This is a genomic window from Streptomyces sp. MNU76 (assembly GCF_020982545.1).
Taxonomy (GTDB): domain Bacteria; phylum Actinomycetota; class Actinomycetes; order Streptomycetales; family Streptomycetaceae; genus Streptomyces.
In genome coordinates this window covers 174234-195665 of record NZ_JAJKLK010000006.1, presented here as the reverse complement: position 1 = coordinate 195665, position 21432 = coordinate 174234, and the positions used below count along the sequence as shown (strand labels likewise).

The window sequence follows — 21432 nt, the reverse complement described above, 5'->3', positions numbered from 1 at the left end:
CTTCCTCTTCTTCCTCTTCCCTGGAGTCACCTGATGGCCCGCCCTCTCACCAGGCGCACGGTCACGCGTTCGCTCGCGGCCGCCGGTGCGGTGCTCGCACTGTGCGGCGCGGTGATGTGGGTGCTGCCCGGCCCCGGTCTTCCCGTACTGCTGGCCGGCATCACCTGTCTCGCGGTCGCCGGAGCGGTTCGGCTGATCGACCGGCCCCGGTGAATGAAGGGGGCGACATGCACGGCAATCCGCTCTACCACTGGATCGCTCTGGCCGTCGCCAGTGTCCTGTTGCTGCTCCCGGCGATCGCGCTCCTGCGGGGCTGGGTCCCGCCGTGGATGCGACGTCGGCACACCGGCGGTCTGCGGCCCCGTGCCTACGCGCTTCTGTGCTTGTACGGCGGCATGCTGGCCAACGGGGTGCCCCGCCTGGCGAACGCCTCGTACGACGTGGTCATGGCCGCCATGCTCGCGGGGCTCGGGTTCTACGGCCTCGCGGCCGTTCTCTTCGTCCTGTCCGCGGTCAAGGACAACCGGGCTTCGCGCTGAGCGGCCCGGAAGTCTGACCGACGGCCCGGAACCCTGACCGACGGCCCGGAACCCTGCCGGCCGGGGCCCCGGCTGTCGTCAGGGGAGCAGACCCGCCAAGGCGACGACACCCAGGGCCAAGGGTGACCACACGACGAACGGGGTCCCTCTGAGCCGCCGGTCCGGATCCGTGACCGGCCGCAGACGGGGGTGACGGGCCATGACCGTCAGGACGTCGGCCGTCTCCTGCCCGGTGTCGGGACGGCCGAGGATCCGGTTCAGCCAGGCAGGGCCATACAGTCCGGCCATGGGTTGCCTGTGGCCGTCGAAGAACTCCAGCAGGCCGTCCCGCCGCATGTCCACCCGGCTGAGCTGCTGCCACGGAAGGAACCTGACGGTCCAGAACCGTCGTATCCACACACCACTGTGGCCCGCGGAGACTCGCCACATTCCCAGGCGGCACGCCATCCACGTGGCGAACATGGTGGCCCAGCCCAGGGAGATCCAGTCCCCCGGAGTGGTGCCGGTCCTTTCCTCCACGCCGGGGCGGACCACGAACCACAGGAACTGGGCACACCACAGCACGGCGAGGGCCCGTCCTCCCCGGCCGGCCCGCCAGCTCGGCGGCGCGGCCGGTGGGGCCGACTCCCGGGCCAGCAGGCCGAGCCGCTGTTCACGGACCTCCCGACGCTGCCGTCTGCTGTCTCTGCGCGCGGTGCGCCGCGTCCGGGTGTACGCGGTGAGGCCGGGGATGTTCACGGGGTGCCTCCGAGGCAGGCGGTTGCCGGGTGCTGGTCGGTGTCCACGTCAGAGGCCGGGGGCACGTGATCGGAGCTGCGGCTGCCGTCCGAGGAGTTCCGCGAGGCCCTGGCGGGTGGTGGCGAGGACCACCCGGTCCTGGGGGCGCAGGACGTACCCGGGGTGCGGCTCCCATACGAGGCCGGTGGGTCGTTCGGTGTCGTCGTGGGCCGGAGTGGTGGCGAGGTCGGGGAGGCGGTCGTCGGGGGCGGCGGTGTCCAGGGCGAGGACGCGCCAGGCGCCGGGGCGGAAGGACTCGGCGACGGTGCGGCCTTGCAGTTGGGGGTGCCCGGCGACGTCCAGGGCCGCGAAGAGCAGGACACGGCGTTCGACGGGGATGGCGCCGAGGATCTGGCGGCCCATCATGGCTCCGGCGAAGGCGGGCGCGGCGAGGGTGGAGACGCTGCGGCTGCGGGTGAGGGCGTGGGGGTGGGCGGCGCGCAGGGTGCGGTGGACGGCGGTGGCGAAGTCGTCGTCGTACAGGCGCAGGGCCACGCGCAGATGGGCCGCGAGCGAGCGGGCGTACAGGGCGGCTTCGAGGTTGGTGGTGTCGATGCTGGTGAGGGCGAGCAGGGCGTGGGCCCGGTCGACCCTGGCGGCTTCCAGGACGCCTTCCTGGGTGACGTCGCCGAGGACGGTGGGCACGCGCAGGCGGCGGGCGAGCGGGATGCCGCGAGCCTCGGGGTCCTCCTCGACGCACACCACGGGGATCCCGAGTTCGTGCAGCCGGGACAGGACACGGGTGCCGATCTTGCCGAGGCCGAGCAGGACGACGTGGCCGGACAGGGAGCGGGGCGGACGGCGCAGCGCGGAGGCGGTGCGGAAGGTGCCGAACGCCTCCAGGGCGGCGGCGAGCAGCACGGGCAGGAACAGCAGCCCGGCCAGGCCGGCGAGAAGTTGGAGCACCTGACGGCTCGTGGCCTCGTCGAGGGCGGGGTCGTTGATGGCGAAGAGGTCGAGCAGCGTGAGGTAGGCGGCGTGCAGCGGGTGACCGCCGCTGGTCAGGGCGGTGGCGACGGCGAGAGCCAGCACACAGGTCACCAGTCCGGCAAGTGACCAGCGCAGCCGGGCCGGGAACAGGGTGGCGAGCGGTACACCTCGTCCGGCCAGGCGGCCCGGTGGGGGAGCGGTGCCGGTGTGGGTGACGGTCTCCAGGACGACCGTGCCGCGTCCGGTGGCGGCGGCCACCGTCTCGTCGTCGGGCAGCAGCGTCGGCCCCTCCCGGCCGCTGGCGTCCGAACCCTCCGCGCCGGCAGGGTCGGCGATGGTCGACGACAGCAGGGCGAGCGTGCACAGGCCGGGGTCGGCCACTGCGCCCGCGGCCGGTGGCGTGCGTTCCACCGCGCGCAGCAACAACCCGTCGGCCTGGACGACCTTGCTCGTGCCGGCGACGGCGGTGGCCGCGAGCGCGGGAGCCACGGTGTCCGCGTCCGACAGGACGGTGGTGGAGGTGTCCAGCGCTGCCGGGTCGAGGCCGGGGACGGCCAGGACGGCTGCCTGGTCGAGGAGTTCCTCCAGGTGCTGCCCGAGCTTGCGGTTGTAGAGACGGATGACCAGGCGCAGCCGGGGGTTGAGCCGACGGGCGGCGAGCGCGGCGCGGATGTTGGTCTCGTCGTCCTCGTGGACCAGAGCCAGCGCCGCCGCCTCGCGCACGCCGGCTTCGGCCAGCACGCTTTCGTCCGGATCGGGCGCCTCGATCACGCGCGGCGTGTCCTGACCGGTGTCCGTCCGCCCGATCACGGACTGCATCCGGCCCAACAGAGCGGAGGCGTGCACTCGCGCGACGGTGCCGGACCGGGGCGTCGGCGGTACGACGAGGATGACCCGTTCCCGGTACACCGTGGTGAGTTCGCCGGCCAGCCGCTCGGCGAGCGCGTCGTCACCGCACACGATCATGTGGCCCGACAGGGGCACGCGCCGTGCGGATTGCGAGAACACCGTCATACGGGCGCTCCCCGCCCGACAGGACGAATGCGTACCGGTACACGTCCCCGACGGTCCAGGACACCGGCGACGTCGGAGGCGCGGACCGGACCCCACTCGGTCCTGTCGTCGGCGACGGCCATCCGGCTTCTTCTGGCCTTCCGGCCCTTCACGCTCCTCCTCCGGCGAGTCGTTCCAGCAGCCGGGCGGCTGTCACCACGCCCGCCAACCACCTTTGGTCGCCGTCGCGTTCGACGACGGCGACCAACGGGCTGCGGGTCCGCGCGATGAGGTCCGCGACCCGCGTGAGGTCGTCGTTCTCCTCGACCGTGGGCGGGCTGGGACTGCCGGGAGGCAGCCAGTCCGCGACGTTGCGACCGGCGATCCCCGCCGGTTCGTCGTGGTCCCGGACGTCGGACACGAGTCGTCCGACGAGCTGGGCGCAGGGCACGAGGGCGTACGGCGCGGCATCGGTGTCGACGACCAGGAGTGCGGGCAACCGGTGCAGGGCCAGCAGCCGGACCGCGTGGGCGGCGTCCTCGTCGGTGGTGACGTACGGGTAGGGCTCGGCGAGGTCACGCGCCCACACGGTCGGCCTCCTCGGTGGCGGACGGCGTGCCGGCACCGGAGGACGTACCCGCGAGGTCGTCGACGTGGAAGAGACGGGCGATCGGTACGTCGGTGGAGCTGTGCGCGATGATCGAGAAGGCGATGCAGACGGCGATGAGGGTGAACGCCTCCTCGCCCTGCGGGATCCCGGCCTGGAGCACCAGCAGTCCGTACACCACCGAGGCGAAGCCCTTCGGCCCGAACCAGGCCGCGACCAGCTTCTCCTGCCGGGTGAACCGCGTGCCGAGCAGCGACAACAGCAGCGACGCCGGGCGGATCAGCACGATCGCCAGGACGACCGCCGCGTATCCGCCGAAGGACAGGTCACCGAAGAGCGACGGTGTCAGCAGTGCGCCGAAGACCAGCAGGGCCGCGAACTTGGCCAGCTCCGCCAGCGCCTCACCGAGCGGCTCGAACGCCTCCTTCGCCTCCAACGAGCGTGCGGTGAGCACGGCCCCCGCGGAGAACGCGGCGAGGTAGGGGTTGGCGTGCGTGAGGTGGCAGACCGCGTACAGGATCACGCCGATCGCCAGCGGCAGCAGCGGCTGGAGCTTGGGCTCGGCGCCCAGCAGCCGGAACCGTACGAGTTCGACGACGACGTAGGGCAGGACGATGCCGAAGAGCAGCCCGAGGACCAGCTCCAGGGCGATCTTCCCCAGGGACGACTCGGCGTGGCCGGAGGTCGGCCCGGCCGCCGCGATCAGGACGAGGACGACGGGCAGGGCGAGGCCGTCGTTGATGCCGCTCTCCACGTTCAGCAGCTGCCGCAGCTTCGACGGGACTTCCTTGCGGCCGACGATCGCGGAGGCGAACACCGGGTCGGTCGGCGCGAGCACGGCGCCGACCAGGAAGGACGTCGTCCAGTCCAGGCCCACCAGGTAGTGCGTGATCAGCGCCATGCCGATGAACGCCAGCGGCATGCCGAGCCCCAGGGCGCGGGCCGGGTTGCGCCAGTTCTGGCGCAGCTTGGGGAAGGAGACGTGCATGCCGTCGGTGAACAGCACCGCGAACAGCGCCAGGTCCGCGGTCACCGACACGATCTCGCTGTCCGGCGTGATGTGGATCCAGCCCAGGAAACCGTCGCTGACGAGCGCGCCGCCGACCAGGAAGAGCAGCGATGTCGACAGCACCGTGCGGGCGGCGAGACCTGACAGCAGCACCGCGATCAGCAGCGCCACCCCGAAGACCACGACGAGCACCATGAACAGGACCCCCGAATCGGCGAAAAGAGCTCTCCCAAGACCGCCGACCAGACTTCCCGGCACACCGGGGGCACCATACATGTTCTTTACGCGGCGCTGACAGGTTCCTGGCGCGCAGCCACGGACCCGCTTTCTTGCCGGGTTCCGGCATCGTGCGCTGTCCGGGGCGAGCTTCAGAGCGCGGCGGGATCTCCGTCGGGAAGAGGATGAGTGAGCGCCCGTGTTCAGGCCGATCTTCCGCATGACCGACCGTGCCTGATCGTTGGGGTGAGTGATGATCAGTCGTGTGCCGTGCTTGTGGGCGGCCCGCAGAGCCGCGAAGAGCGCCGCACACCCTTCAGGGCCGAGATGGCCCACCTCCGTCATGTCCACCTCCACGACCTCCGGCCCCCGCCGATCAGGCCGCGGAGGCGTCGGCCCGTGGCAGGGGCACTGCGGAAACCGCCCGAACCGGTATCTCCTTGCCGGGGGCAGGCACCGCTCCAGGCACGGGCGGGAGTACGCTCCTGCGACCGTGCGTCAAGACGACGACAAGGGCGGATTCGATCGGGGGGCCGACATGGCGGGACGGGACGTGTCCGAGGGGCGCGGGTCAGCGGGACACGAGGCGTACCTGGAGGGATACGCCGAGATCCTCGCCGATGCCTCGGCCACCGGCCGCAGGCTCTCCCGGGACGAACTGGCCTCGCGCCGTGCCCTGGGTGAACAGGCGGCCGAGGCCGGGATCGGGCTGCGTGCCCTGGTCGGCGCCCACATGACAGCCACCCGGGCGCACTGGCCCACCGGCAGCGAACCGATCGTGGACGACGTGCTGTCCGTCGCCGCGCAGGCTCTCGACGCGTTCACCGAGGGCTACGAACGGGCCCAGCGCCACGCCGTGCGCCAGGAGGAGGCCGCCCGCCGGGAGTTCATCGACGACCTGCTGTACGGCCGCAGCGACCTGGGCCGACTGGCCCAGCGCGCGGAACGCTACGGGCTGCGGCTCTCGTACGAACACGCGGTCGCCGTGGCCCGCGGCCCGGCCGCCTACGAGGAGGGCGACCCGGTGCTCCGGGAGGTGGAGCGCGCGCTGAGAGGCCGGTTCGGCGACCGCAGCATCCTGCTCACCACCAAGGACGGCCGACTCGTCTGCGTCGCCCCGGGCGACCAGGACGACGTCCTCGCGTACTTCGCCAAGCAGGCGTTCGCCGCGACCGGGGGCGGACAGGTGGCGCTCGGCCGCCCGCACACCGGCCCGGCGGGCGTCGTCCAGTCCTACGAGGAGGCCCTCAACGCCCTCGACCTGGCCGAACGCCTGGAACTCGACGATCCCGTGCTGCGCGCTGCCGACCTCCTCGTCTATCCCGTCCTCACTCGCGACCGACAGGCCATGGCCGATTTGGTGGAGAACGCCCTCGGCCCCCTGCGCCAGGCCCGCGGCGGAGCCCAGCCACTCCTCGACACCCTCACCGCCTACTTCGACTCCGGCTGCGTCTCCGCCGAGGCCGCCCGGCGACTGTCGCTGAGCGTGCGCGCCTTCACCTACCGCCTCGAACGCATCCACAAACTGACCGGCGCCGACCCGTCCGACCCGGTCCACCGCTACACCCTCCAGACCGCGGTGATCGGCGCCCGACTGCTCGACTGGCCGCCGAAACCCCTCTGACCCGCCCCGGCAGGGCACCCAAACGTGATGATGATCGCAGCGGTCCGCCCGCATCGGACACGCTCGGGCCGCATGCCCCGCGCCGTGGCGGTTAGTGTGTAAAGAACGCGTCAAAGGCGCGGGGTGTGCCGGGAAGTCTGGTCGGCGTCGAAGGGGCACGTATGCCCGGAAATCGATGCCTGTGGAGGTCTTCCCGGATGCGTGCCCCCCGTCGTGAGCGTTCCGTCTTCCTCGGCCTGCTGCCCTGGCCGGAGCAGGCGCGGGTGGCCCGCGCCCTGCGTACGGAGACGGTGGGCGGGCTCGTGCTGCTGGCGGCGGCCGTGGTGGCACTGGTCTGGGCGAACACCCCGTGGAGCGGGTCGTACGAGGACCTGCGCGACGCACACTTCGGGATAGCGGCTCTCGGCCTTGACCTGTCCGTGGGGCACTGGACGGCGGACGGGCTGCTGACCGTGTTCTTCCTGGTCGCCGGGATCGAGCTGAAGCGTGAGCTGGTGGTCGGCGAGCTGCGGACCCCGGCCACGGCCGCCCTCCCGGTGGTCGCCGCCCTGTGCGGCATGGTGATCCCCGCCGGCGTCTACCTGGCCACCGTCGGACTCGGCGGCGGCAGCGCACAGGGCTGGGCGGTGCCCATGGCCACCGACATCGCCTTCGCACTCGCCGTCCTCGCGGTGCTCTCCACCCACCTGCCGTCCGCGCTGCGGGCCTTCCTGCTGACCTTGGCCGTGGTCGACGACCTCGGCGCGATCCTGGTCATCGCGGTCTTCTTCACCAGTGACCTGAACCCGGCCGCGCTCGCCGGGGCCGCCGCGGGCCTGGTGGTCTTCTACCTGCTGCAGCGGTTCCGCGTACGCGGCTGGTGGTGGTACGTGCCGCTGGGCCTGGTGATCTGGGCGCTGATGTACAACGGCGGCGTGCACGCCACCGTGGCCGGTGTGGCCATGGGCCTGATCCTGCGCACGGTCCGCGACGAGGACGAGGACGCCTCCCCCGGGGAGCGGACCGAACACCTGCTGCGGCCGGTCTCGGCCGGCGTGGCGGTGCCGCTGTTCGCACTGTTCGCCGCCGGGGTGAGCGTGTCGGGCGCCGCCCTGGGCGCGGTGTTCACGCAACCGGAGCCCCTGGGCGTCGTCCTCGGACTGGTGCTGGGCAAGACGGTGGGCATCTTCGCCGGCACCTACCTCGCCGCCCGCTTCACCCGGGCCCGCCTCAACCCCGACCTGGCCTGGGCGGACGTGTTCGCCCTCGCGGTACTGGCGGGCATCGGCTTCACCGTGGCCCTGCTCATCGGCGAACTGGCCTTCACCGATCCGGCCGACGTCGAGCACGTCAAGGTGGCCGTGCTGCTCGGCTCCCTGATCGCCGCCGCCGTCGCGGCCCTGCTGATCAAACGCCGCAACGGCGTCTACCGCCGCCTGTGGGAGGCCGAGAACCGGGACGAGGACGCCGACGGCATCCCCGACATCTACCAGCGCGCCGCCCTCGGCCGCGACGGTGCCGAGGGCACGGGCTGAGATGCCGGAGGCGTGAGCCGGAGAGACGGTGGCAGGCGGAAGGGGCGTACTCGGCCTCCACGGCCTGCACGGAATCCACGGCCTCGCCCGCACCGGATCCGCCGGGACCGCCCCGGAGCGGTTCGTGAGTGCTGCGTGTTCGCCGGCCGTCGCCGGATAGGGTGACGGCCGCGCGGGTTGGACGGACCCCGTACGAAGTCCCTACCCATCCTTGACGGACCGTGCATACGCAGAGGGGGAGCCGTGGCGAGACGTTCCGCGCATCCGCGCAGGTCGCTGTTGACCGCGCACCCGGCCCGTACGGTCGTGCTGGCCTTCGCCGCCGCGATCGCCCTCGGGACCGGGCTGCTCGCGCTGCCGCTCGCCGCCGAGGACGGTACGGCCACGGGGCTGGTGACCGCGCTGTTCACGTCCACCTCGGCCGTGTGCGTGACGGGCCTGGCCGTGGTGGACACCGGCACGTACTGGAGCGGCTTCGGCGAGGGCGTGATCCTCGCGCTGATCCAGATCGGCGGCTTCGGCATCATGACCATGGCCTCCCTGCTCGCGCTGCTGGTCTCGGGGAAGCTGCGGCTGCGACTGCAGCTCACCGCGCAGGCGGAGACCAAGAGCCTGGACATCGGTGACGTGCGGCGGGTGCTGCTCGGCGTCGCGGGCACGACGCTGATCGTGGAACTCGCGGTCGGCGCGGTCCTCTCCCTGCGCTTCCGCTTCGGCTACGGCGACTCCATCGGCGAGGCCGTGTACCTGGGCTACTTCCACGCCGTGTCGGCCTTCAACAACGCCGGCTTCGGCCTGCACGCCGACAGCCTGACCCGCTATGCCCAGGACCCGTGGGTCACCCTGCCGATCGCCGTCGCCGTGATCCTCGGCGGGCTCGGCTTCCCCGTCCTCCTGGAACTGCTCCGCCACCGCAACCGCCACCGCACCACCGGACGCCGCAACTGGACCCTGCACACCAGGCTGACGCTCGTCACCACCGTCGTGCTGCTCGCCCTCGGCACCCTGCTCACCTGTCTGCTGGAGTGGACCAACCCGGCCACTCTCGGATCGCACGACTGGCCCGCGAAGCTGCTGAACGGGTTCTTCCACTCCGCGATGACCCGCACCGCCGGCTTCAACTCCCTCGACATCGGGGCCATGCACGCCTCCACACTCCTGATGACCTGCATGCTGATGTTCGTCGGCGGTGGCAGCGCGGGTACCGCGGGCGGCATCAAGGTCACCACGTTCGCGGTCCTGGCCGTCGCGATCATCGCCGAGGTGCGCGGCGAACCCAACTCCACGGTCCTGGGCCGCAGACTCGCCCCGCACAGCCTGCGCCAGGCGCTGACCGTGGTGCTGCTCGGCGTCGGCCTGGTCATGGCCGCCACGCTGGCCCTGCTCAGCATGACCTCGCTGCCGCTGGACGGAGTGCTGTTCGAGGTCGTCTCCGCCTTCGCCACGGTCGGGCTGTCCACCGGCATCACCGCCGACTTCCCCGACGCCGGACAGCTGATCCTCGTCCTGCTGATGTTCATCGGCCGCCTCGGCCCGGTCACCCTGGTCTCGGCGCTGGCCCTGCGCGAACGCGTCCGCCGCTACGAACTGCCCGAGGAGCGACCCGTCATTGGTTAACTACCTGAACTCCCTGCGCCGACGCCGCCGCAAGCGCCTGGCCCACCAGCAAGCCCAGCAGGCCGGGGAGCAGCGGGTCGCGGTCATCGGCCTCGGCCGTTTCGGCAGCTCCCTGGCGAACGAGCTGATGCACCGCGGCTGGGACGTCCTCGGCATCGACACCGACACCCGGCTCGTGCAGAAGTACAGCGACGGACTGACGCACTCGGCGGTCGCCGACTGCACCGATCCCGAGGTGCTCCGCCAGCTCGGCGTACACGACTTCACCAGCGCCGTCGTCGGCATCGGCACCGACGTCGAGGCGTCCATCCTGGTCAGCTCCAACCTGCTGGATGCCGAGGTGCCCAACATCTGGGCCAAGGCCATCAGCCGCCAGCACGGCCAGATCCTCGAACGCCTCGGCGTCCACCATGTCGTCCTGCCCGAGCACGAGATGGGCGAACGGGTGGCCCACCTGGTCACCGGCCGGATGCTGGACTTCATCGAGTTCGACGACGACTACGCCCTGGTGAAGACCGTCGCCCCGGACATCGCCACCGGCGTCCCCCTCGGCCAGAGCCACGTCCGCAGCCGGTACGGCGTCACGGTCGTCGGCATCAAGCGCCCCGGTGAGGACTTCACGTACGCCACCGCCGACACGGTCGTCCAGCAGGGCGACGTCATCGTGGTCACCGGCAAGACCCACGCGGTGGAGACCTTCGCCGAGCTGAGCTGAACCGAGCCGAGCCGAGCCGAGCTGTGCCGTCCGTCTCCTGTCACGCGCCGTCCCCGTACGCGGAAGCCAGGGCCCGTGCCACCAGGGCGACGACCTCGTCGGGAGACTCGTCCAGCAGCAGGTGACCCGAGTCGTCCATGACGTGCAACCGGGCGCCGAGGTGCCGCTGGGCGGCCGGTCCGATGTGCTGGGGCGGCAGGAAGACGTCATGGCGACCCGTGGCCACGACGCACGGCACCGACCGGCGTCGCGCCAGCAACCCGGGCGGCAGCGGGGGAGGGGCGAGACTGCTGCGGCAGCTGCGGGCGACCAGCGTCATCCACTCCGTGAGCTCGTCCGGCACCCGCTCGTCGAAGGCCGTCATCCGACGCAGCAGTCGGGCGGTCCTCGGCAGAGTCGGCCGGGCGAGCCACGGCACGGTGGCCGCCACCACGCCCAACGGGACCCGCAGCCGCACCAGCCCGGCACTGGAGAGCAGCAACCGCCCGGCGATGCGCGGGGAGTCGGAGGCGAGCACGACGGCGCCGCCCAGCGAATGCCCGACGAGCAGGGCCGGCCCCGGCACCGCCTGTTCCAATGCCTCGGTGAGCCAACGCCCGTACCACGCGGACCGTCCCCGGCGCGGGCGGACGTCCGCGCTCAGACCGGGCTGGCCGGGCACGTCGAGCACGACGGTCGGCCAGCGGGCCGCGAGCGCCCCGGCCAGGTGACGGCAGACGGCCCCGTTGGTGTTGGTTCCCGGCACCAGCACCACCGTCGACGAGGATGCCACCGGCTCCGCGCCGACGAGGAGCACGCTGGTGACGCCGGCCTCCGTCCTGATCTCACCGCGTCGGTGCGGCACGTCCCAGCTGTCGAGCCGTTCGAGACACCAGTCCCGTACACGTCGTCGGTCCGCCGGGCCGCGGTAGATGGAGGGCACGGTCGGCAGGGTAGACCTGAGCCACGGCCCCGGGACACCGCTGGACCCTGCGATCTTCAGGCTCCGGCTGATCAAGCGGCATGCCGCACTGGTTGCCGGGGCCCAGCGCCTGGCGTTGCATCAGGTGGACCCCGAGATCGGTCTACTGCCACGGACCGCTCAAGCCGGTTGCGGACCGCCTCGCCTGGAGGGCCTCCAGGCGAGGCGGCCGATGTTCGCCGCGGTGACCGTGGCGCCGTCGAGTCCGCCCTCGGCCTCTCCTCAGAAAAGCCTCAGAGTTCCACCAAGCCACGATGCGGAGGAGGGCGCGACGATCAAGCGGTCCCGGTCCGTCCGGCCCTGGGGCCGAGTGGGAGCGACACGCGTCGGCAGGTCCGGTGCCGACATCAGACCGTTGTCGCTCCGCTCGGTGCCACCGGCTGTACCGATCGGCGCAGCAGACAGAGATACCGAGATACGGAGTCGTCATGATCTTCAGGAGCAAGTACCCGGATGTCGCCGTCGTCGATCGTCCCGTCCACGAGTGGGTGCTCGGTGAAGCCTCGGGGCGCGGAACCTGGCCGGCCATGGTGGACGTGTCCAGTGGACGAACGGTGACGTACGGCGAGCTGGCCGCGCTGGTCCGCGGGCTCGCGGCGGGCCTTGCCGCCGAGGGAATCGCCAAGGGGGACGTGGTCGCGCTGCACTCGCCGAACACCGTTCTGTTCCCCGTGGTCCTCTACGCGGTCACCGCCGCGGGCGGGACGGTGACCACACTGTCGCCGCTGGCCACGCCCGCCGAGATCGCCAAGCAGCTGATCGATGCCGAAGCGCGGCTGATGGTGAGCGTGTCGCCGCTGGTCGAGACGGCGCGGGCCGCGGTCGAGCTGGTCCGGCGGCAGACGGGCCGGGACATGGAGATCCTGCTCTGTGACAGTGCGGACGGTCATCGATCGGTGCTCGCGTTGCTGAACGACGGACCCGTGCCGGCGATCTCGACCGATCCGGCCGTGGACGTCGCCGTGCTGCCCTATTCGAGTGGAACCACGGGCGTACCCAAGGGCGTGATGCTGACCCACCGTAACCTGTGCACCAATCTCGAACAGCTGAACGGGCTGCATCGGGTCGACGAGAACGACCGTGTCATCGCGATCCTGCCCTTCTTCCACATCTTCGGTCTGACCGCGCTGGTCAACAACGCGCTGCGCCGTGGCGCGACCGTGTACGTCCACCCCCGGTTCGATCTCGACGCGTTCCTGACCAGCCTGGAGCGCGACCGCATCACCCACGCCTACGTCGCCCCGCCGGTGATGCTCGCGCTGGCCAAGCACCCCGCGGTCGGGAAACTGGACCTGTCGCACCTGCGGCGCGTCATCTGCGCGGCGGCGCCGCTCGACGCGGGACTGCAGGCGGCGGTGGCCGACCGGCTGGGCGTGGAGGTCGGGCAGGCGTACGGCATGACCGAGCTGTCCCCCGCCTCGCACATCCATGCCGACGGCAACCGGGACGAGCCCGTCGCGTGCGTGGGTCATCTGCTCCCGTCGACGCAGGCACGTCTGGTCGATCCCGACACCGGTCAGGACGTGGCGGAGGGCGAGCCGGGCGAGGTGTGGATCCGAGGGCCGCAGGTCATGAAGGGCTACTTCGGACGGCCGGAGGACACCGACGCGACCGTCGACGCCGACGGCTGGCTGCACACCGGTGACATCGGCCGGGTCGACGAGGACGGGAACTGGTTCATCGTCGACCGGGTCAAGGAACTCATCAAGTACAAGGGCTACCAGGTGGCGCCGGCCGAGCTCGAAGCCATCCTGGTACGGCATCCCGGCATCGCCGACGCGGCCGTGATCGGAGTCGACGACGAGGAGGGCAACGAGATACCGAAGGCGTTCGTGGTGCCCATGACCGGGGTGCCGATATCCGCCGCCGAGGTGAAGGCCCACGTCGCGGGCCAGGTCGCCCCGTACAAGCGGATCCGCCGGGTCGAGTTCATCGAGGCCGTACCGAAGGCGGCCTCCGGCAAGATCCTGCGGCGCCGACTGCGGGAACGGGAACGGGCGCGTTCCTGAGCGGTGTCCGAGTTCGCGGGTCCGGCGCTCGGGGGACAGGGGTAGGCCCCCAACTCCCGCAGAATGAAAAGACGTTGTAAAGTTTTCGCGTGGACAGCTCGGTGTACCGGTTCGGGCAGTACGCGTTGGACGCGGACCGCCGCCGACTCAGTCATGACGGACAGTGGGTCGACGTCGAGCCCCGGGCACTGGACCTCCTGTGCCACCTGGTCGAGCACCGTGGTCGCGTCGTGTCCGAAGACGAGCTGCGCGACAGGATGGGGCGCGGCCACGCGGTCAGCGAGGCCGCACTCGCCGCCTTGCTGCGCACGGCCCGTCTCGCGATCGGTGACAGTGACACACGACAGCAGCTGATTCGCACCATACGTCCGCACGGCTACCGGTTCGTGGCGCACACCACGGTGGCTTCCACCGCTCCGGCCGCCCCGCCCCCGGCCTCCGGGGGGCCGGCAGGGGCGGACGCGGACCGCGAGGTCATCCGTTTCTGCCGGTCCGCCGACGGCACCCGCATCGCCTACGCGCTCACCGGCGAGGGTCCGCCCCTGGTGAAGACCGCCAACTGGCTGACCCACCTCGACCTCGACCGGACCTCCCCGATGTGGGCCCACTGGTTCGACGGTCTCACCCGCGGCCGGCAGCTCGTCCGCTACGACGAGCGGGGCTGCGGCCTCTCCTCATGGGACATGGGCAGCTTCACGCTCGACGACCTGGTCGCCGACCTCGATGCCGTGGCCGATGCCGTCGGCCTCGACCGCTTCCCTCTGCTCGGGGTGTCGCAGGGCGGCGCGGTGGCGGTCGCCTACGCCGCGCTTCGCCCCGAGCGGGTCAGCCATCTGGTCCTCACCTCCGCCTATGCCCGTGGGCAGTTGATCCGTGCGGGCAGCCAGGCCGAGCGTGATGCAGCCGAGGTCGACCTCGACATCGCCCGCGCCGGATGGCGTTCGCAGGACAGCAGCAGCTTCCTGCGCTACTTCGCCTCCCAGTTCCTCGCCGACGCCACTCCCGCGGAGTGGGACGCGTTCGCCGCGTACCAGCGGCAGACGACCTCGCCCGCCAACGGCCTGCGCTTCCTGGAGGAGTTCACCCGCATCGACGTCTCGGGCGTCGCACACGAGGTGACCTGCCCCACGCTGATCATCCACTCCCGCGACGACGCGCGTGTCCCCGTCGCGCAGGCCCTGGAACTGGCCACGCTCGTCCCCGACAGTCGGCTGGTTCTGCTCGAAGGCCGCAACCACCTGTTCACGGCCGACGACCCGGCCTGGCCCACCTTCCTCACCCACCTCCACAACTTCCTCTCCGAGTAGCCCGCCCGGCAGACGGAACGACTGCGACGACGGGAGGGCGCTGCGGGGCGCGGTGCACAGCCGTGGCGGCCGGGCGAACGCACCGGCACTGCCGCAGGCGGTTCGGCTTGACCGTGGCGGCACCGGGAGGACATGGAGGACGTGAGCGACGGGCGAGGGCCCACCGGCACAGCCTCGGCCGGTGGGCCCGTGACGGCCGGCAGGAGTAGATGCTCCTCGTGTGTCCGCGTTCCCCCGCGATGTTCTGACCGGACGTCCGTGAAGTCGTCAGCCGACTTCACGCACGTCGATGGTCTCCTCGGGCCGACCCGCCAACCCGCCTATCCGCCGGCCTGCGGAAACGGTGTACGACTAGCCGATGACGATGTCGCAGTCGGCCGTCCCGCGGGCGGCGATGGTGGCGAAGTCCGCCTGGACGAAGGGGTCGTACGCCGCCGCGGTGAGGGTGCGGGTCGACTTGCGGGGCACCCACTTCGTGCCCGTCGAGTGCCTGACGTCCGACGCGTCCCACGACAGGTCACAGACCCAGTGGACGTTGCGGCCCGCGGGCCGCGGGTTGGTCGCGTTCGCGTCGATCCTCCAGTTGCCGTCCGCGTTCACGGTGAACGTGATGTTGCCCCGCACGTTGCGACTGCTGTCGCTCGTCTTGAACTGGACGGACATGCCGTCCGCCGCGACGTGCTTGGTGGTGGCGTTGGCGTGCGCGGGAACCGTTCCCAGCAGCAGGGAGCCCAGCCCGGCCCCGGTCGCGATCAGCAGCGCCAGCCCCCGGCGAGTCCGGGCCTGACCGGACGTCCTGGTGTTGTCGAGTCGCATCTTCGTGTCCTTCTCTCGCGTTGTCCTGCGTCTGAGGTGAGTGCCGGCCTGGGGGAGATGCCTTCACGACTGCCCCTCCGCCCGGCACACTTCAAGCATCGGGCTCGTCGGCGGCCAAGACTTGGTGGACGTCTGAGGCTCGCCTGAGGGCGGGCTGAGGAGGGGCTGAGGGTGTGGCGCTCAGTCGGTGAGCCGGGTTGACGGGGAGCGGGTGCGCACCGGGACCGGCGGACCGGACGCCGACGGCGGCGTGCGAGGCCGGCGAGATGAGGCCCACGGGCTGGTCGGCACCTGGTGCCGCAGCCGTCCGTAGGCTGCCGACAGCCTGCCCGGGAAATCGAGCCGGGCAACTTCGGGAGGCCCACGTACGGGGCGGGCAGACTCGGAAGACGCCGTCATCGGGGAGGAACACGGCCGTCGGCTTCTCCGCCCAGCGCGCCGAGGCCGCCAGGACCGACTTCGCCGGCCCGAGTCGCTGACGACCTGGCCACGGCCGTCCCGGGTCCGGACAGCTGCCCACCGATCCCTCGGCCCGCAGCCGGCCGGGCCGCCCCCCGGCCTGGCGGCTCCTCAGCTCTCGGCTGCTGAGGAGTGGTGGCTCACTCGGTCAGGAAGGCGTCGACGTGCGACAGGAACTCGTCCCAGGCCGGTTCGTACTCGGTGAGCAGGTGACTGCGGCTCTTGAGCAGGACCAGCCGGCTGTCGGGAATGAGCGCGGCCAGTTCATTGGCCTGGGAGACCGGCACCCGCTCGTCGTCGCGGGAATGGAGGATCAGCGTCGGACAGGCCACCCTGTGGGCGATGTCGGACACGTCGATCCGGGCGAACTCCTCAAGGAATCGCACCCCGTTGGACGGCGAGGTCGTGCGCCGCTGAAAAGCGCTGAACTCGTCCCAGTCCTCCGGTGTGCCGTCGGGCAGGAACTGGGAGGCGAAGACCCGCAGGAATCTGGGGTCCTGATGGATCCATCCCACCCGGGCCACATCCAGGTCGAGGGCCGCCTCGGCGCCCTCGGTCTCGCTTCGGGCCCGGACCTGCCGCCCCCGGGCGTAGGCCCCGGCGAGGATCAGCCGGCTGACCCGCTCCGGATGGCGCACGGCATAGGCCACCGCCACCGCACCGCCCTGCGACACCCCGAGCAGAGGGAACCTGTCGAGCCCCACGGCCTCGACCACGGTCTCCAGATCGTCGACCCAGTCCTCGAACGTGAAGCGCGGCACCACCCAGTCGGAGAGGCCGCACCCGCGCTCGTCGTAGCGGATCAGCCGGTGGTTGCGGGCGAGCCCGCGCAGCCAGTGCGACCACACCGGGGTCGTCCACTCCAGGTCGAGGTGGGACATCCAGTTGGCCGCCTTGAGCAGGGGCGGGCCCGAGCCGACGGCGGCATAGGCGATGCGCGTGCCGTCACCGGCCCTGCAGAACCGGATGGTCTGACGGTCGGCGCCGCTCGGCCCGTCGGCTGTCGTCCCGACGACTTCGGTTCCCTGGTCGGTGCTCGCGGACGTGGCGTCACCGACGGCTGTCACCGGCGCCACGAACTGACAGCCCCGCCGGTGCACGGTACGGATCAGCTGCTGGCGGCTGCCGGTGTCGCCCACGGCCAGACGCGCGGTCCGCAGCGCCGTGGTGAGGGCCGCCTCGCTGACGAAGCGGTCACCCCACACCTCGTCGAGCAACTCGCTCTTCGGAACCACCCGGTCCCGGTGCTGGACCAGGTGACACAGCAGGTCCAGGGCCCGGGGCTCGACGTGGACCGGCTCGCCGGTCCGACGGAGCTGCCGCCGAGAGAGGTCCAGCTCGAACTCTCCGAAGCGATACTTGTCCCCCTTCACCTTTGCAGCGTACAACTCCTTTCTGTGGGCGTACACATGAGCGATATTCGGGTGTGTCCGTCACGGTGGCTGCACAGGTCCCGCAGGTCCCGCAGGTCGCACAGGTCGCGTCGGCAGTCGGCCGGATCGGGAAAGCCCCAGTCAGAATCGGCTGGCTGGTGCTGACCCAGCGGGGTGAGGTGCGGCCGGTGGTGGTGACCCTGGTCGAAGGCGGGCCAGGGACCGGCACCGAGGGCGGTCGGTATCTGTGCTCTGTGACGAGCCGGGCCGGAGTGCCCCTCTCCTCGCCGCCTGTTCGGTCGCCAGGCGTGAGGCCGAGGCGACCCGGTGCGGTGGACGCCGGTGTCACTCCTCCCCGGTGGACGGCGACGCCGAAGGGCTCGGGGGAGCGGTCGGTGCGGCGGTGTTGACGTCCAGGTCCGGGCGCGGGGTCAGGACGACCATGGGAGCGCCCGGCTGGGGCACGGGCGGGGTGGCCTGCTCCTCGGGCACCTTCGGGGGGTTGGTCTGCTGGTAGTTGACGTTCTCGTGATTGACCAGGCCGGTCTTCTCCAGCACGGTGATGTGGTCGAGCACGGTGTCGTTGGCGAGGTCGGCGAGCTGGCGCACCAGGGTGTTGCGGGTACTGGCGCGGATCTTGGCGATGGCCGGGAAGATCTGGCCGTGCGTGACGCGCATGATCTGCACGGCGGTGGAGTCGAACTCCTTGCCGGTGGCCGCGTCCACGGTGGCCACGAACTGCTGCTGTTGCGGGCTCGCCTGGTTGTTGAGCGTGATGCCCAGCTCCGGGGCGATCCTGCGGCACATCTCGTCGAGACCGGCGTGCCCGACGACCAGATGCTCGCCCGCCTCCTTCATCTCCGGGGTCGTACCGCGCTCCATGGCCATCTCGCCCAGCGGATACTCCCAGAGCCCCGCCGAGCGCACCTTGATGACGAAGTCCCGGTCGGCCTCCGTCAACGGACCGAACGGCGTGGTGGCGATGACGCGCTCGGTCGAGGTGGCCGTTTTCTCGACTCCCAGGATGGCGGGGTAGGCGAGGGCGACGACCGTCATCAGGAGGCCGCCGCTCATGAAGATGGCTCCTGCGGTACGTGGGATGCGCATGGTTCCTCCTGGCGTGCGGACGCGGGACCCCGTTCGGGGCGCGAGCGCGAGGGATCCGCCGGGGAGTGAATCTCGGTCGCCAGGAGGTACGGACGAGCGCGCCGGGTGAATCATTGCGCAGAGGAAAAATTGCATCAGGTGGCGTGATGTGTGTCACGTCTCGACGGGGTGATCGCTCGCGGGTCCTGCCGCGCGGTACATGCGGAACGGGGGAGCGGGGGCCGTCCGGAACTCGAAGAGGCGTTCCACCCAGGCGTTGGGTCGGGACGGGGTTCTGGCACGGTGACGTCCGAGGGTGGTCAGGTGCGCGGATGGGTCTCGTACATGCGCATCGCGACGACGAGGCCGGAGACGGCGGTCAGGGCGGCGACGGCCCAGATGGCGGTGGTGAGGCCGTAGGCGTCGGCGAGGATTCCGGCGAGGAGGGCGCCGACGGCGAAGCCGCCGTCGCGCCACAGGCGGTAGACGCCGACGGAGCGGGCGCGCCAGGCAGGGTGGGCGACGTCGCCGATGACGGCGAGGAGGGTCGGGTAGACCAGCGCGGTGCCCATGCCGAGCAGGACCTGGGCGGTGGCCCAGACGGAGAAGGTGGTGCCGGCGGCGACGAGGGCGATGGCGGCGGCCTGGAGCAGCATGCCCGCGGTGATGAGGTGTTTGCGGCCGATGTGGTCGGACCACCAGCCGGTGAGCATCTGGCCCGCGCCCCACACGGCGGGGTAGAGGGCGGCGAGGACGCCGATCTGGGCGATGGACAGGCCGTGCGTGGCGAAGAGCAGGGGGAAGATGCCCCAGGCGAGGGCGTCGTTGAGGTTGTTGACCATGCCGGCCTGGCTGGCGGCGGACAGGGCCTTGTCGCTCAGGCTGGTGAGGCGGGCGATCTGGCTGGTGGTCAACTCGGCATCGGAGCCTGTTTGTCGGGGGTGGTGGGCGGCCTCGGCGCGGGCGTGGTCGCGGGTCTCGCGGACGGCGAGGGTGGACAGGCCCAGGGCCAGGACGACATAGGCGGCGCCGAGGAGGAAGGGCTCGGGGCGCAGCCCGGCGTGTTCGGCGATGGCGCCGGTGGCCATGGCGGTGGCGGCGACCGCGACGTATCCGGCTGCCTCGTTGAAGCCCATGGCCAGGCCGCGGCGTTCCGGGCCGACCAGGTCGATCTTCATGATGACGGTGGTGGACCAGGTCAGGCCCTGGTTCATGCCGAGCAGGACGTTGGCGGCGATGATCCAGCCCCAGGTCGGGCCCCAGGCGAGCATGGCGGGCACGGGCAGGGCGATCCGCCAGCCGGCGATCAGGACCGGCTTGCGGCCGTAGCGGTCGGAGAGGGTGCCGGCGAAGAAGTTGGTGATGGCCTTGGTGGCGCCGAAGGCCTGTCCTCGTCCGGCGCGGCGAGCAGGGCGTTGGCCTGCTTCTGGGCGCCGATGGTGGTGGTGCGTTCGGCGCCGGGCGGAGCGGAGCAGAAGGAGCCGGCGCCGTGCGTGGGCCACACAGCGGTCGTGTCCGGTAGCTGGGTCAGGCGCCGCAGGGAGTGGTACTGGGCTCGGGCGAGTTCGTCCGCGCGGTCGGCGCCGAGCAGGTCGGTGCGGGCGGCGGAGCCGACGATGAGGGAGCCGCCGGTGAAGACGCCCAGCTCATGGGTGCCGTCCAGGAGGAGGAAGGACAGGTGCTCGTCGGTGTGGCCGGGGGTGGCCAGGGCCCGCAGTGTCAGGCCGCCCAGGTCTGTCTCGTCGCCGTCGGTGAGCGCGGTGTGGGGGAAGGCGCGGTGTCCGGCGGCGGAGGCCAGGACGGTCGCGCCGTCGTCGGCGGCGAGCTGGAGGGCGCTGGTGAGGAAGTCGGCGTGCAGGTGGGTGTCGGCGGCGTAGGCGACGCTCAGTCCGCGCCGTGCGGCGGCGGTGCGCAGGGCGCGCAGATCACGGCTCGCGTCCACCGCCAGGGCCCGTCGGTCGCCGAGGTCGACGAGGTAGGCGCTGTTGCCCAGCCCCTCGTCGACCAGCGGTATCAGGTGATCGTCGGCGAAGCCCATCGCGTCCTCCTGGCGTCACGGTAGGCGGCGGGTGGTCAGGGCGCCCGGCCACGGATATAATATTCCATGGATTTATGGAGGACGTCATGAGAGACCCCGCGCGCAAGTCGGCGCTGTACGACGCCTTCGCCCATACCGGCAAGGCGCTGAGCAGCGGGAAGCGTCTGGAGCTGCTCGACCTGCTGGCCCAGGGCGAGCGCACCGTCGACGCCCTCGCCAAGGCGGCCGGGCTGAACCTGACCACCGCCTCCGCGCATCTGCAGACCCTCAAGCAGGCGGGGCTGGTGTCCACCCGCCGCGACGGCGTACGCATCCACTACCGGCTGGCCGGCGACGACGTCTCCGCCCTGTACGCCCTGCTGCGCCGGGTCGCCCAGACCCACCAGGCAGGCGTCGAGGCCGCCCGCACCGCCTACCTCGGCGACGACCAGCCGGAGGGCGTCGGGCGCGAGGAACTGCTGGCCCGCGCGCAGGCGGGCGAGGTCGTCGTCCTGGACGTGCGTCCGGCCGAGGAATACGCCGCCGGGCACATCCCCGGCGCCCTCTCCATCCCGGTCGAGGAACTCGCCGACCGCATCGCCGAGTTGCCCGCCGACACCGAGGTCGTCGCCTACTGCCGCGGCGAGTACTGCGTCATGGCCCACGACGCCGTACGGCTGCTCAACGCCCGCGGGCGGCGAGCCGTGCGGCTGTCCGACGGCATGCTGGAGTGGCGCCTCGCCGAGATGCCGGTAGCCATCGGCGAAGCCGCGTGATCCCCGCGCGTCTGAGGCCGCGGAGCGAGTCGGGCCATCCGCGTGCCCCGGCCTTTGACACTCACTGACCAACACGCCCCGGTCGTC

19 protein-coding genes are annotated in these 21432 nt (G+C 71.5%); 9 read left to right on the top strand and 10 right to left on the bottom strand.

The features are described 5' to 3' along the window. Window positions 1-33 precede the first annotated feature (33 nt). Together E4N62_RS16140 and E4N62_RS16135 are read left to right on the top strand one after the other, a co-directional pair. Window positions 34-213, top strand: coding sequence for a hypothetical protein (locus tag E4N62_RS16140; protein WP_230215159.1), 180 nt, complete (start codon window positions 34-36; stop codon window positions 211-213). 14 nt (window positions 214-227) lie between these two features. Continuing rightward, window positions 228-539 carry a hypothetical protein gene (locus E4N62_RS16135; protein ID WP_230215157.1) on the top strand — a complete coding sequence of 104 codons (312 nt, stop codon included), beginning with the start codon at window positions 228-230 and terminating at the stop codon, window positions 537-539. Window positions 540-617: 78 nt separating this feature from the next. Here E4N62_RS16135 and E4N62_RS16130 read toward each other — a convergent pair whose 3' ends face one another. From E4N62_RS16130 to E4N62_RS16115, 4 genes are all read right to left on the bottom strand, one after another. Then, window positions 618-1277 (bottom strand): hypothetical protein, encoded by a 660-nt coding sequence (locus E4N62_RS16130; RefSeq protein ID WP_230215155.1) that lies wholly within the window; start codon window positions 1275-1277, stop codon window positions 618-620. Between the two features lie 48 nt (window positions 1278-1325). Further along, window positions 1326-3260 carry an NAD-binding protein gene (locus tag E4N62_RS16125; protein WP_230215153.1) on the bottom strand — a complete coding sequence of 645 codons (1935 nt, stop codon included), beginning with the start codon at window positions 3258-3260 and terminating at the stop codon, window positions 1326-1328. A 148-nt stretch (window positions 3261-3408) separates the two neighbouring features. Beyond that, the gene (locus E4N62_RS16120) at window positions 3409-3828 is read right to left on the bottom strand and encodes a CBS domain-containing protein (RefSeq protein ID WP_230215151.1); all 420 of its coding nucleotides are present in this window, start codon (window positions 3826-3828) and stop codon (window positions 3409-3411) included. After that, window positions 3815-5050 (bottom strand): sodium:proton antiporter, encoded by a 1236-nt coding sequence (locus tag E4N62_RS16115; RefSeq protein ID WP_230215149.1) that lies wholly within the window; start codon window positions 5048-5050, stop codon window positions 3815-3817. The genes E4N62_RS16120 and E4N62_RS16115 overlap by 14 nt, the downstream gene beginning before the upstream one ends. 559 nt (window positions 5051-5609) lie before the next feature. Between E4N62_RS16115 and E4N62_RS16110 the strand changes: the two genes are divergently transcribed. The 4 genes from E4N62_RS16110 (at window position 5610) to E4N62_RS16095 (ending at window position 10541) form a co-directional block, all read left to right on the top strand. Then, complete coding sequence (locus tag E4N62_RS16110; protein WP_230215553.1) at window positions 5610-6695, top strand: CdaR family transcriptional regulator; 1086 nt, start codon at window positions 5610-5612, stop codon at window positions 6693-6695. A 197-nt stretch (window positions 6696-6892) separates the two neighbouring features. Then, window positions 6893-8209 carry a Na+/H+ antiporter NhaA gene (nhaA, locus tag E4N62_RS16105; RefSeq protein WP_230215147.1) on the top strand — a complete coding sequence of 439 codons (1317 nt, stop codon included), beginning with the start codon at window positions 6893-6895 and terminating at the stop codon, window positions 8207-8209. Window positions 8210-8452: 243 nt separating this feature from the next. Further along, on the top strand, window positions 8453-9826 hold the full coding sequence (locus E4N62_RS16100) for a TrkH family potassium uptake protein (protein WP_230215145.1): 1374 nt from the start codon (window positions 8453-8455) through the stop codon (window positions 9824-9826). Then, window positions 9819-10541, top strand: a complete 723-nt coding sequence (locus tag E4N62_RS16095; RefSeq protein WP_230215143.1) for a TrkA family potassium uptake protein — start codon at window positions 9819-9821, stop codon at window positions 10539-10541. Before E4N62_RS16100 ends, E4N62_RS16095 begins: the two co-directional genes overlap by 8 nt. A 40-nt stretch (window positions 10542-10581) precedes the next feature. Here E4N62_RS16095 and E4N62_RS16090 read toward each other — a convergent pair whose 3' ends face one another. Next, on the bottom strand, window positions 10582-11463 hold the full coding sequence (locus E4N62_RS16090) for an alpha/beta fold hydrolase (protein WP_230215141.1): 882 nt from the start codon (window positions 11461-11463) through the stop codon (window positions 10582-10584). A 467-nt stretch (window positions 11464-11930) separates the two neighbouring features. Between E4N62_RS16090 and E4N62_RS16085 the strand changes: the two genes are divergently transcribed. Further along, window positions 11931-13511, top strand: a complete 1581-nt coding sequence (locus tag E4N62_RS16085) for an AMP-binding protein (RefSeq protein WP_230215139.1) — start codon at window positions 11931-11933, stop codon at window positions 13509-13511. Window positions 13512-13600: 89 nt separating this feature from the next. Beyond that, window positions 13601-14818, top strand: a complete 1218-nt coding sequence (locus E4N62_RS16080; protein ID WP_230215137.1) for an alpha/beta fold hydrolase — start codon at window positions 13601-13603, stop codon at window positions 14816-14818. 351 nt (window positions 14819-15169) lie between these two features. Here the strand turns inward: E4N62_RS16080 and E4N62_RS16075 are convergent, their stop codons facing one another. The 5 genes from E4N62_RS16075 to E4N62_RS48685 form a co-directional block, all read right to left on the bottom strand. Further along, on the bottom strand, window positions 15170-15634 hold the full coding sequence (locus tag E4N62_RS16075) for a hypothetical protein (protein ID WP_230215135.1): 465 nt from the start codon (window positions 15632-15634) through the stop codon (window positions 15170-15172). 599 nt (window positions 15635-16233) lie between these two features. After that, window positions 16234-17466: an alpha/beta fold hydrolase gene (locus E4N62_RS16070; RefSeq protein ID WP_230215134.1), complete on the bottom strand. Its 1233-nt coding sequence runs from the start codon at window positions 17464-17466 to the stop codon at window positions 16234-16236. Window positions 17467-17811: 345 nt separating this feature from the next. After that, a complete protein-coding gene (locus E4N62_RS16065; protein WP_230215133.1) occupies window positions 17812-18573 on the bottom strand; it encodes a DUF4142 domain-containing protein in 762 nt (253 codons plus the stop codon). Window positions 18574-18872: 299 nt separating this feature from the next. Then, window positions 18873-19916 (bottom strand): MFS transporter, encoded by a 1044-nt coding sequence (locus tag E4N62_RS47995; protein WP_308185175.1) that lies wholly within the window; start codon window positions 19914-19916, stop codon window positions 18873-18875. Then, complete coding sequence (locus E4N62_RS48685; protein ID WP_230215132.1) at window positions 19859-20590, bottom strand: MBL fold metallo-hydrolase; 732 nt, start codon at window positions 20588-20590, stop codon at window positions 19859-19861. The genes E4N62_RS47995 and E4N62_RS48685 overlap by 58 nt, the downstream gene beginning before the upstream one ends. A gap of 86 nt (window positions 20591-20676) precedes the next feature. Between E4N62_RS48685 and E4N62_RS16045 the strand changes: the two genes are divergently transcribed. Next, window positions 20677-21345, top strand: a complete 669-nt coding sequence (locus E4N62_RS16045) for a metalloregulator ArsR/SmtB family transcription factor (RefSeq protein ID WP_230215131.1) — start codon at window positions 20677-20679, stop codon at window positions 21343-21345. The last annotated feature ends 87 nt before the right edge of the window (window positions 21346-21432 follow it).